The following is an 11,692-nucleotide window of genomic DNA, read 5'->3' as shown; positions in this document are numbered from 1 at the left end:
TCGAGCCGGACCTCCTCCGAGGATCCGCTCAATGACTACTCATGGCCTATCAGCTGCCGAACACCGGCTGCGGTGGCGGCGGATCCGAGACGATCGCCGGCAGCACGAACGTGCGGACGTAGCGGCGTGCGGTCTCGGGGTCGTCGATGCCGGGAACGACTCCGAGCAGCAGGGTCAGCGCGGTCGCGATCAGGAACTGTCCGGCGTCGCCCGCCTCGACCCCCGCCCGCAGCACCAGCCGGCCATCACCATCGTCGTCGGCGGCGTCGAACATCAGCGCCACGAGCTCGTCGAGTTGTGCCGCCTGAGCCACCAGGTGCGCGACGCTGCCGTCGTCGGTCTGCTCGGAGAGCGTCTGCAGCAGCGGATCGTGGATCAGCTCGGTCGCGACGATCACCAGGCCTTCGGTGAGAAGTTCGACGACACCGGCACCGGCGGGCAACCGATCCAGGATCTCTGTTTGATGCCTGCGGGTCTTGCGGGCCACCAGCGCTTCCAGTAGGACCCGGCGGTTGGGGAAGTGCCGGTACATCGCGGCCCGCGAGTACCCGGCTTCATGGGCGATGAGTTCCATTGTCGAAGCCGCGAACCCGCGGCGCAGGATCGATCGCTCCGCGGCGTCCATCAGTACCGTCCGCGCCTGCTCGGACGAGTTGCCGCCCCCGGTCGGTCGGCCCCGCCGACGCGGAGCCGACGTCCTGGGGGCATCGGGGCTGGCCATCGCGTCCAGCGTAGGCGCGGCTCTTGTCTTCGCGGCGCGGCACGCCTATAAATAGACAACCGCATGCATTTGTCTCATAAAATCGGGGGTGGCCGATGGCGCGGCGATGGACACATCTGGCGATGACCGGGGCCGCCGCCGCGGCGCTGTCGGGATGGCTGGTCGTCATGGCGCCGGCCGCCGTGGCCGAACCCACCGACGGCGACACCGCAGCCAAGTCCTCGACGACAGCCGAGGCGCCGGCCAAGCCGAAGGCCGCGGAACGGCCCGGCCGCACGTCGGCGGGCTCCGCCGAGACAGGCGCCGAAGCCACCACCGCCGAGCGTCGCGAAGCGCGAAAGCCGCGCTCGGAGAGGAAGATCGACGACGAGCCGGGATCCGATCAGCCGGTCGAGGAACCGGCCGTGACCGGCGAGCCGGAACCCGCACCAGAACCGGACCCGTCGCCGGCGGTCACCCCGGAACCGGGCGACGAATTCGAAGACGGCACAGGGCCGGTGGAGGCTTCGGTTCCAGAGAGCGACACGGTGCCAGGCATCACGGTGCCCGAAGACGTCACGGTCACCGAAGACGTCACGGTGCCGGAATCCGCCACCGTGCCCGTCGCGCGGGCCGAGGCCGCCGATACCCAGCCGGTGCGGCGACCGACCCTGCTCAACGTGGTCGGCGGAATCGTGGTCGACCTGCTCGTCGGGTTGATCCACGTCATCGACGGCCCGCCGGTGCTGCCGCCGAACAGCAGCGTGACGGTCCGGACCTCGACGCTGACCCTGCCGATCGGCAATGGCCGCTCCGTGCAAGCCGATTGGTATTTCCCCGACGAGATCGACGGCGACACCCGGTTCGTGTACCTGCAACACGGCTTCCTCGCCAGCGGACCGATGTACAGCCGCACCGCGGCGCGGTTGGCCGAACGAACCAATGCGATCGTGATGGCGCCGTCGCTGACGTCGAACTTCTTCTCTCCCGACGCGGCGTGGGTCGGCGGCACCACCATGCACCGTGCGGTCGCGGAACTGTTCACCGGCGACCGGGCCGTACTGAACGAAAGCGCCTCGGCAGCAGCGGGATACGTGATCACCCTGCCCGAGCGGTTCGCGTTCGTCGGCCACTCCGCCGGTGGGACGATGGTCACCAGCGTGGCCCGATACCTGGTCGGCACCGACGCTTTCGACAGCCTGGTCGGCGTGGTGATGCTCGACGGCGTCGAACCTGCCGGCTCGCCGGTGGTCGGCTCGGCACTGAACACACTGCGCGACGGCAACGACGTGCCCATCTATCTGATCTCCTCTGAGCGTTACGCCTGGAGCCGGGACGGCGACATGGCCGACAAGCTCCGGCTCGCGCGGCCGGACCGGTTCACCGGTGTCGGGCTGCGCGGCGGCCTGCACATCGACTACATGGAGGGCGGCAACCCGATCGTGCAGTTCGGCGAGTACGTGGTGGCCGGATTCTCGGCGAAGCGCAACATCGCGGCGGCCGCCGACATCACCATCGGCTGGGTGAACGACCTGTTCGACGGCACCACCGACGGCGTCTACGGCGCACCGGGCGAGGCTGTCGAGGTGCCCACAGCGTCGGGCATCGCCACCGCGGTCGTGCTGCCGCTCGGCGAACCCGCCCGTCCGGTGTGGCCGGTGTTGCTCGACGCGGTCGTATCGGCCCTGCTCGACTTCCTCGGCCGCTACCTCGCCGTCTACGAACCTCTCGGGGCCACATCGGCTGGATATCAGCTGCAGCCAACAGGGTGAGACGGATGGGTGCTAGCAGCATTGGCCGGCGCTTCTCGATCGGGTGGAATTTTCCGCAGTACTTCAGACATTCCACTTGAAGACGCCGCAGGAGCGGCACCGACTGAGGAGACCACAGATGTCCGATCGCCGTTCCGTCCGACGCGCCCTGATCATGGCCGGGGTCGGCGGTGTCGCCGCCGCGGGCCTACTGGGGCCTGGCGCCGCCACCGCCCAAGCCGCCGAATCCTGTCCGGATGTCGAGGTCGTGTTCGCCCGCGGCACGGCCGAACCGGCCGGGCTGGGCCGGGTCGGACAGGCCTTCGTCGACGACCTGCAGAACGCGCTGAGCGGGCGCACCGTCAGCGCCTACGCGGTGAATTACCCTGCTTCCTACGATTTCCTGCAGTCGGCGCCGCTGGGGGCCGACGATGCCAGCGGCCGCATCCAGGCCATCGCCGCGACATGCCCGTCCACCAGCATCGTCGTCGGCGGGTACTCCCAGGGTGCTGCCGCCGTCGATCTGATCACCGCGGATCCCAACGCCGCGTTCGGATTCGGGCGCCCGATGCCGCCTGCCGTCGCAGATCATGTCTCCGCGGTGGCGGTGTTCGGTAACCCGTCGGCCAAGATCGGCCGCCCGCTCACCACCATCAGCCCCCTCTATGGCGCGAAGACGATCGACCTGTGCAACGGGGCGGATCCGGTGTGCTCCAACGGTGACGACCGTCCCGCCCACAGCCAGTACGTGCAGGCCGGATTCACCCAGCAGGCGGCCACCTTCGTCGCGGGCAGGGTGAACGCACCGGCACCGGCCGAGGTCATGGTCAACGCCTCGGCCACCGTCGGCTGACCCGAATCGGGCTCAGTCCCGATACCCGGCACCGGGTGCGGTGATCGCGCCGACCGCCTGCGTGAGGCGCGGGTACAGGATCACCGGACCCAGCCAGCGCGCGACGAACCGGCGCAACTCCGGACCGCGTCGGGCCGGCTCGCCAGGGTCGACCAGGATCGAGTGCATCGTGCGCAGGGTCAGTTCGCCGAGCTCGTCGAACGCGGCGGCGTCGAAACCGTGCTGCTCCCAGTCGATGTCGAAGCGGTGCAGCATCGTGCGCGTGAGCGCGAGCGCGGTGTCGGAGGTCAGCGACACCGTGGGTTCGCCGTCGCGGCCCGCGGCCAGCAGGGTTTCGAACTGCGGATTCCCGGCCAGCCGCTCGACCGCGTACGCCACACATTCGACCATCACCGCGACCGGATCGGTCACCCCGCCGACGTGGGCGGCGAGTTGGTCGAGGAATCCGTCGGCGGCCCGCATCGCGCTCGCGAGCCGGATCGCCTCGGGATGCGGGAAATAGCGGTACACCGTCTGCCGGGTCACCCCGAGTGCCCGGGCCACGTCCGAGATGCGCAGAGCCGACCCGGGTTCGGCCACGATGGCGTCGGCGGCGTCCAGGATCCGGGTGATGGCCTCCTCGTCGGAGCCCGGCCACTGCCCGGCCCAGCCCCTGCTACGCATCGAACTCCAGCTCGAGCACCGTCGGGCCGGTCAGGCCGAGCATCGGCTTCCACGGTACGTCGCCGCGACAGCGGGGATTGGACCAGCGGGCGGCCAGGATCCGCAGCGCCTCGGCGAGTTCGCGCCTGGCCAGGTTCGCGCCCAGGCAGTAGTGCACCCCGCCGCTGAACGTCAGGATCGCCGGCGCGCCTTCACGTTCCAGGTCCAGCCGGCCGGCGTCGGCGTACACCGCCGGGTCCCGGTTGGCCGCGAGAATGTTCACGAACACGAACGTGTTCGCCGGGAACAGGAAGCCGCCGAACTCCATGTCGGTCGGCACGATCCGCGGCGTGCCGCATACGACCGGCGACAAGCGCATCGTCTCGTCCACCGCACGCATCGCAAGGTCGGGCTGGTCGGCGAGCAGGGCCCACTGGTCCGGCTGCGCGCAGAGCGCCTGGACGGACGCGGCCAGCTGGTTGCGGGTGGTGTCGGTACCGGCCATCAGCAGGCTCGCCGCGAGCATCTTCAGCTCTGCCTTCGTCAACCGATCACCGTCGTCCTCGGCGCGGATCAGGTCGGAGAGCAGGTCGTCGGTCAGGTGTGCCCGTCGGTGCTCGACCATCGCGTCGACGTAGTCGTCCAGCTCGAGCCACGCGCGCATCACCTCGTCCTGGATGGCTGCGATGTCGGTGCTGAAGCTGAAGCCGCGAATGACCTCCTCGGCCCATTCCGAGAACAACCGCCAGTCCTCGCGTGGGGCGCCCAACAGCGCGCAGATGATCGGGATCGGATACGGCCGCGCGATGTCGGCCACCACGTCGCACCGGCCGGCGTCGGCGACGCGGTCAGCGAGGTCCGAGACCACCTCGACGATCGTGCCTTGCAGCCGGTCGGTGGCCCGAGGGGTGAACGCCTTCGACACCAGCTTGCGCAGCCGCTGGTGTTCGGCGCCCTCCAGGCACAGCAGGCCGGACATCACCTTGTCGAACAACGGGCCCGACGTGACGCCCTGTGCGGCGAGGTTGATGCCGGGAGGGATCTTGAAGCGGGTGTCGCGCAGGATCGCCCGCGCCATCTCGTAGGACAGCACTTCGGGGCCGAGCGGTCCGATGGCGATCGGTGCGGCGCGTTGCGCGTCCTGCAGGCTCGGCCACACGTCGGCGGGAGTGGCGGCCAGGTCGTAGGTCAGCGTCGGCAGCCCGGCGTCGAACACGTTCTGGACGGTGGTGCTGATCGTCATGCGGACTCCTGACCGTCTGGTGCGACAACCTGAAGAGAACGTATGACCAGATCTGGCAGAGCGTGCCGGAATCGGCAATGTCGTCACACGGATTGTCGGGGCACGTATGTCCATGCGATGAGGGCAGCCGCCGCGAGGCCGATCCACACCGGGCCGCGATCGCCGGGTGCGAAAATGGGCGGACCGGGATCGACCGGAACGTGTCCGGGGGTTTGGGGGGATTGTGAGCGAGGCCGTACTCGTCGACGCCGACGATGTCGGCGCGGCGGAAGCGGCCCTGAGTGCTGCGTACTCGTCGATGCGGCTGATGTCGTCCTCGGACGGACCGCGAGGCCGCACCCGGGTGTTCCGCACCACGATCGGGCCGCTGACGCTCGACGACGCCGAGTTCACCTTCCGGCTGGTCGCCGACATGGACCCGTCCGACGAGGTGCTGCTGACCCGGGTCCGGGCCGGCACCCTCGGCGGGAACCTGCCGGGACGGCCCATCGAGCGGTGCAGCGCCGGGGCGGTGCTCGCGTTCGGCGGCCGCCGCGGTGAGCGGATCTGCGGGGACATCGACCGCGCCCACTACGACGTGGTCTCGCTCGACCGCCGCCTGCTGGCGCAGGTGGCCCGAGGCGTGAGCGACGAGGACGTCGAACCGGTCGACCTGACCTCGATGACGCCGACCTCGCCGGAGGCCAACCGCCACCTGTTCGACGTGCTGTCGCACCTGCGCCGCGACGTCGCGTCCAGTCCGCACGCCGCGGTGCAACCGCTGGTCATCGGCCCGCTGCTGCGTTACCTCGCCGGATGCGTGCTCTCGGCGTTCCCGCACACCGCGCCGCCGGCGGCCGCCGTCGAGACCGCGAGCCAGCGGGTGCTGGAGCGGGCGTTGTCGTTCATCGAGGACTACGCCGACACCGACATCTCGCTGGCTGACATCGCCGCGGCCGCCCGGGTGACACCCCGGTCGCTGCACGTCACGTTCGCGCGACAGATGAACTGCACCCCGCTGGAGTTCCTTCGCGACGTGCGGCTGCATCACGCCCACCTCGACCTGATCGCCGCCGATCCCGACACCACCACCGTCGCCGACATCGCGGCGCGCTGGGGCTTCGGCGCGGTCGAGCCGTTCTCGGTGCTGTACCGCCACCGTTACGGCATCAGTCCCGAGACCACGTTCCGGCGCTGAGCCCCACCCGTGACCGAACAGCTCGACACCGCACAGCTCGCGGCGCTGGCCGCCGTCGTCGAACACGGCAGCTTCGACGCGGCGGCCGAACACCTGCACGTGACGCCGTCGGCGGTCAGCCAGCGCATCAAGGCCCTTGAGCAGCGCGTCGGCCAGGTGCTGGTGCTGCGCGAGAAACCGTGTGTGGCCACCCCCGCCGGTGTGCCGCTGCTGCGACTGGCCGCCCAGACGGCGCTGCTGCAGGCCGAGACACTGGCAGAGATGCGCGGCGGCAGCTCGGCCTCCGCGCGGATCGCGATCGCGGTGAACGCCGACTCGATGGCCACCTGGTTCACCGACGTGTTCGCCCGGCTGCCGGGCGTGCTCTTCGACGTCCGCATCGAGGATCAGGACCACTCGGCCAGGCTGCTGCGTGAAGGGGTGGTGATGGGCGCGGTGACCACCGAGCGCACCCCGGTGGGTGGCTGCCGGGTGCATCCGCTCGGCGTGATGCGCTATATCCCGGTCGCCACCCGCGCCTACCTCGACCACCACCTGCCCGACGGTTTCACCGCAGAGGCCGTCGCCGCGGCACCGTCGCTGGCGTGGAACCGTGACGACGCGTTGCAGGACCAGTTGGTGCGCAAGGTGTTTCGCCGCGATGTTCGCCGGCCGGTGCATTACATCCCCACGGCCGACGGGTTCGCCGCCGCGGTGCGTGCCGGACTCGGGTGGGGGATGTTCCCGGTGCAGCTGCTCGACGAGTCCTTCGTCCCGGTCGTCGACCAGCATCTGGACGTGCCGCTGTACTGGCAGTGCTGGAAGCTCGACAGCGCGACGGTCGCGAGCGTCACCGACGCCGTGGCGGGCGCCGCGGCAGCCCTGCTCCGCACCCCCTGATCCGGCCGGGCAGAATCGCTGGCATGGGCACGCCGGTCAGGGTCAGGATCCTCGGCGTCGGTATGGGCCCGCAGCACGTCACCGCCGAGGTCGCCGAGGCGCTGCGGTCGGTGGACTACGTGCTGGCCGCCGAGAAAGCCGACGACGACCGGCTGCTGGGGCTGCGCCGGGAGATCCTGCGCCGGTACGGCGACGCCGAGCTCGTCGCGCTGCCCGATCCGCCGCGCGACCGTTCCCGCGGGCTGACCACCGGCGGTTACGAGGCCGCGGTCGGAGACTGGCACGACGCCCGCGCCGCCCAGTACGCCGCGATATTGCGGGAGCGGGGCGGCACCGCCGCGTTCCTGGTGTGGGGCGACCCGTCGCTGTACGACTCGACGATCCGTGTCGTCGAGAAGGTCCGCGCGCTCGGCGTCGACCTCGACTACGACGTGCTGGCCGGGATCAGCGCACCGCAGCTGCTGGCCGCACGGCACCGGATCGTGCTCCACGAGGTCGGCCGCCCCGTGCACATCACCACCGGGCGCCGGCTGCAGGAGGCCGTTACGGCCGGCCTGGACAACATCGTCGCGATGCTCAACCCGCCCACCGATCGCGTCGACTTCACCGGCCTCGACGACTGGTCGATCTGGTGGGGCGCCAACCTCGGTGCGCCGGGCGAGCGTCTGGTCGCCGGGCGGGTGTGCGAGGTGCTGCCCGCGATCGCCGCGGCCCGCGCGGATGCCGAAGCCGACGACGGCTGGGTGATGGACGCGTTCCTCATCAGGCGGCCCCGGTGACCGGTCTGCTGATCGCGGGCACGACCAGTGACGCCGGCAAGTCCGCCGTCACCACCGGGCTGTGCCGGGCGCTGGTACGCCGCGGGCTGAAGGTGGCGCCGTACAAGGCGCAGAACATGTCGAACAACTCGATGGTGTGCCTCGGGCCCGCCGGTGACGGTGTGGAAATCGGCCGCGCACAATGGATTCAGGCCCTCGCCGCGCGCGCCGTGCCCGAGGCCGCGATGAACCCGGTGCTGCTCAAACCCGGCAGCGACCGCCGCAGCCACGTCGTGCTGATGGGCAGGCCCTGGGGGCAGGTGTCCTCGTCGGACTGGCTGGACGGCCGCCGCGCGCTGGCCGAGGCCGCGCACGCCGCCTACGACGACCTGGCGTCCCGGTACGACGTCGTGATCGCGGAAGGTGCGGGCAGCCCCACCGAGATCAACCTGCGCGCAGGTGATTACGTGAACCTCGGGCTGGCCCGGCACGCCGGCCTGCCGACCGTCGTGGTCGGCGACATCGACCGCGGCGGGGTGTTCGCCGCGTTCTTCGGCACCGTCGCGCTGCTCGCCGCCGAGGACCAGGCGCTGATCGCGGGCTTCGTGGTCAACAAGTTCCGGGGCGATCTCGAGCTGTTGTCCCCAGGGTTGCGCGACCTCGAACGGCTCACCGGCAGAACGGTATACGGAACCCTGCCCTGGCATCCGGACATCTGGCTGGACTCCGAGGACGCGCTGGACCTGCAGGGCCGCCGCTCCGCACAGACAGGAGCGCGCCGGGTCGCGGTGATCCGGTTGCCGCGCATCAGTAACTTCACCGACGTCGACGCACTCGGCCTGGAACCCGGCCTCGACGTCGTGTTCGCCTCGCACCCGGGCGCACTGGCCGATGCCGATCTGATCGTGGTGCCCGGAACCCGGTCGACGATCAGCGATCTCGCATGGCTGCGGACGCGGGGTCTGGACCGCGCGGTGCTGACCCATGCCGCGGCGGGCAAACCGGTGCTCGGCATCTGCGGCGGCTTCCAGATGCTGGGCCGCACCATCCGCGACCCGGACGGTATCGAGGGAGACCCCGCCGAGGTCGCCGCGTTGGGTCTGCTCGACGTCGAGACGAGATTCGTCGCCGAGAAGTCTCTTCGGCTTCCCGACGGCGACTGGCTCGGCGCCGCGGCGACCGGATACGAAATCCACCACGGCAGGATCTCCCGCGGCGACGGCGTCGAGGACTTCCTCGGCGGGGCCCGCAGCGGACAGGTGTTCGGCACCATGTGGCACGGCGCGCTGGAAGGGGACGCGCTGCGCGCACGGTTCCTGCACGAAACGCTCGGCGTGGCACCGTCGGGCGTCTCGTTCACCGGCGCGCGGGAGGCCCGGCTGGACCTGCTCGGCGACCTCGTCGAACGACATCTCGACGTCGATGCGTTGCTGGGTCTCGCCGAAAACGGTCCACCCGAGGGGCTTCCGTTCCTGCCGCCCGGGGCGCCGTGATGCGTGTCCTGATCCTCGGCGGCACCGCGGAAGCCCGCGCGCTGGCCGAGACGCTGTCCGCGGACGGCGTCGACGTCACATCGTCGCTGGCCGGCCGTGTCGCCGATCCCCGGCTTCCGGTCGGTGAGGTCCGCATCGGCGGGTTCGGCGGAGTGGACGGGTTACGCGCGGTGCTGTCCGATTACGCGGCCGTCGTCGACGCGACGCATCCGTTCGCGAAGACCATCTCCGCCAACGCCGTTGCCGCCTGCGGCACCGACACCCCGCTGCTGCGGCTGGAACGCCCGGGCTGGTCCGACCGGTCCCGCGACAGCTGGCACTGGGTCGACAGCCACGAAGACGCGGCGAGCACCGCCGCCGGCCTCGGAGCGAGACCGTTTCTGACCGTGGGCCGCCAGGAGATGGCGCGGTTCGTGCCCGCCCTGCGCGAACACGCCGTACTGGCCCGCGTCGTCCAGGCTCCCGACGTCGAGCTGCCCGCCGCATGGCGGCTGCTGACCAGCCGGGGTCCTTACCTGTTGGACGGCGAGCTGGCGCTGATGCGCGAGCACGCCGCCGACGTGTTGATCACCAAAGATTCAGGCGGAGAACACACCTGGCCCAAGATGGCCGCCGCGGCGAGGATCGGCGTGCCGGTCGTGATCGTGCGCCGCCCACCCCGGGCGCCTGGGGTGGCGACGGTGCACGACGTCGCCGACGCGGCGGCCTGGGTGCGTCAGACCGTGTAGTCGTCGGCGACGGTCAGGGCGGCGTCGAGGATCCGCAGACCCTCGGCCACCTCGTCGTCGGTGACGTTGCACGGCGGGACCGCGTGGACGCGGTTGAAGTTCGCGAACGGCAGCAGGCCGCCGGACTTGCACGCGGCCAGCACCGCGGTCATCGCCGGGCTGGAACCGCCGTAGGGCGCCAACGGTTCCCGGGTCTGCTGGTTCGCGACGAGCTCGATGGCCCAGAACACGCCGAGACCACGGACCTCGCCGACCGAGCGGTGCCGGGCCGCGAGATCACGCAGACCGGGGCCGAGCACGTCGCGCCCGATCCGGGCGGCGTTGTCGACCATGCCCTCGTCCTCCATCGCGTTGATGGTCGCGACGGCGCAGGCGGAGGCCAGCGGGTGACCGGAGTAGGTCAGCCCGCCCGGGTAGGCACGGTCGGCGAAGCTCGCGTAGATCGCGTCGTTGATCGCGACGCCGCCGAGCGGCACGTAGCCCGACGTGACGCCCTTGGCGAAGGTGATCAGATCCGGGACGACGTCGAAATTCTGGATGGCGAACCACTTTCCGGTCCGGCCGAAGCCCGCCATCACCTCGTCGGCGATGAACACGATGCCGTGCCGGTCGCAGATCTCGCGCACCCCGGCCATGTATCCGGGCGGCGGCACCATGATGCCCGCGGTGCCCGGCACCGATTCCAGGATGATCGCCGCGATCGTCGACGGGCCCTCCATCCGGACCAGCCGGTCGAGATGCTCCAGCGCGCGCTGGGTTTCCTGCTCCTCGGTCTCGGCGTGGAACGTCGACCGGTACAGGAACGGGCCGTCGAAGTGCACGATGCCGGCGTTGCCGTGGTCGTTGGGCCAGCGGCGCGGGTCGCCGGTCAGGTTGATCGCGGTCTCGGTGCCGCCGTGATACGAGCGGTACCGGGACAGCACCTTGTAGCGGCCGGTGTGCAGTCGCGCCATCCGCACGGCGTGCTCGACGGCGTCGGCGCCGGCGTTGGTGAAGAACACCCGGTTCAGGTCACCGGGGGTGCGCTCGGCGATCAGCCGGGCGGCCTCGGAGCGGGCGTCGTTGACGTGCTGCGGTGCGATCGTGCACAGCGTCGCGGCCTGTTCGGCAATGGCGGCAACGACTTTCGGGTGCTGATGACCGATGTTGGTGTTCACCAGCTGTGACGAGAAGTCGAGCAGCTTGTTGCCGTCGCCGTCCCACACGTAGGAGCCCTGTGCGGCCAGCACCGTCATCGGGTTGATCTGCGCCTGCGCCGACCACGAGTGGAACACGTGCTTGCGGTCGAGTTCGTAGGCGCGGCGGCCACGCTCGATCGCGGAGTCGACGGGCTCGCCGGTGGGCAGCACGGCGGCGTCGGTGGGCTGGTCGGTGATCGTCACTGTCGTTCCTTTGACAAGAGGGGAAGTGTGGAAAGCCTTCGGCGCGAGCGTGCGTGAAGTTCGGTCCGTAGGCGGCGTGTCGGCTG

General features: G+C 70.5%; 11 protein-coding genes. 7 read left to right on the top strand and 4 right to left on the bottom strand.

Going from position 1 to position 11,692, the window contains the following annotated elements; translation table 11 throughout:
• Positions 1-49: 49 nt before the first annotated feature.
• A complete protein-coding gene (locus BST38_RS06460) occupies positions 50-721 on the bottom strand; it encodes a TetR/AcrR family transcriptional regulator (RefSeq protein ID WP_083142417.1) in 672 nt (223 codons plus the stop codon).
• A gap of 95 nt (positions 722-816) precedes the next feature.
• On the opposite strand from BST38_RS06460, the gene BST38_RS06455 reads away from it, so the two are divergent.
• On the top strand, positions 817-2,472 hold the full coding sequence (locus tag BST38_RS06455; RefSeq protein WP_083142416.1) for a dienelactone hydrolase family protein: 1,656 nt from the start codon (positions 817-819) through the stop codon (positions 2,470-2,472).
• Positions 2,473-2,590: 118 nt separating this feature from the next.
• Positions 2,591-3,304: a cutinase family protein gene (locus BST38_RS06450; protein WP_083142415.1), complete on the top strand. Its 714-nt coding sequence runs from the start codon at positions 2,591-2,593 to the stop codon at positions 3,302-3,304.
• 12 nt (positions 3,305-3,316) lie between these two features.
• On the opposite strand, the gene BST38_RS06445 is transcribed toward BST38_RS06450, so the two are convergent.
• Both BST38_RS06445 and BST38_RS06440 read right to left on the bottom strand, forming a co-directional pair.
• Positions 3,317-3,967, bottom strand: a complete 651-nt coding sequence (locus BST38_RS06445) for a TetR/AcrR family transcriptional regulator (RefSeq protein ID WP_083142414.1) — start codon at positions 3,965-3,967, stop codon at positions 3,317-3,319.
• Complete coding sequence (locus BST38_RS06440; RefSeq protein WP_083142413.1) at positions 3,960-5,189, bottom strand: cytochrome P450; 1,230 nt, start codon at positions 5,187-5,189, stop codon at positions 3,960-3,962. The genes BST38_RS06445 and BST38_RS06440 overlap by 8 nt, the downstream gene beginning before the upstream one ends.
• 223 nt (positions 5,190-5,412) lie before the next feature.
• Here BST38_RS06440 and BST38_RS06435 point away from each other — a divergent pair, with 223 nt between their 5' ends.
• From BST38_RS06435 to BST38_RS06415, 5 genes are read left to right on the top strand one after another with little or no spacing between them, the layout of a single operon-like run.
• Positions 5,413-6,366 carry a helix-turn-helix transcriptional regulator gene (locus tag BST38_RS06435; RefSeq protein ID WP_083142412.1) on the top strand — a complete coding sequence of 318 codons (954 nt, stop codon included), beginning with the start codon at positions 5,413-5,415 and terminating at the stop codon, positions 6,364-6,366.
• A 9-nt stretch (positions 6,367-6,375) separates the two neighbouring features.
• Positions 6,376-7,245 carry a LysR family transcriptional regulator ArgP gene (locus BST38_RS06430; protein WP_083142411.1) on the top strand — a complete coding sequence of 290 codons (870 nt, stop codon included), beginning with the start codon at positions 6,376-6,378 and terminating at the stop codon, positions 7,243-7,245.
• Between the two features lie 23 nt (positions 7,246-7,268).
• Complete coding sequence (gene cobF / locus BST38_RS06425; RefSeq protein ID WP_083142410.1) at positions 7,269-8,024, top strand: precorrin-6A synthase (deacetylating); 756 nt, start codon at positions 7,269-7,271, stop codon at positions 8,022-8,024.
• Positions 8,021-9,496 (top strand): cobyric acid synthase, encoded by a 1,476-nt coding sequence (locus tag BST38_RS06420; protein WP_083142409.1) that lies wholly within the window; start codon positions 8,021-8,023, stop codon positions 9,494-9,496. Before cobF ends, BST38_RS06420 begins: the two co-directional genes overlap by 4 nt.
• Positions 9,496-10,224, top strand: a complete 729-nt coding sequence (locus tag BST38_RS06415; protein WP_083142408.1) for a cobalt-precorrin-6A reductase — start codon at positions 9,496-9,498, stop codon at positions 10,222-10,224. The genes BST38_RS06420 and BST38_RS06415 overlap by 1 nt, the downstream gene beginning before the upstream one ends.
• On the opposite strand, the gene BST38_RS06410 is transcribed toward BST38_RS06415, so the two are convergent.
• Positions 10,212-11,606, bottom strand: a complete 1,395-nt coding sequence (locus tag BST38_RS06410; protein WP_083142407.1) for an aspartate aminotransferase family protein — start codon at positions 11,604-11,606, stop codon at positions 10,212-10,214. The two genes, BST38_RS06415 and BST38_RS06410, sit on opposite strands and share 13 nt — an antisense overlap.
• Positions 11,607-11,692 lie beyond the last annotated feature (86 nt).

It is taken from the genome of Mycolicibacterium parafortuitum, from assembly GCF_002086815.1.
GTDB lineage: Bacteria > Actinomycetota > Actinomycetes > Mycobacteriales > Mycobacteriaceae > Mycobacterium > Mycobacterium parafortuitum.
The sequence above is the reverse complement of the archived record's forward strand: the minus strand, read 5'-3'. Positions and strand labels throughout refer to the sequence as shown.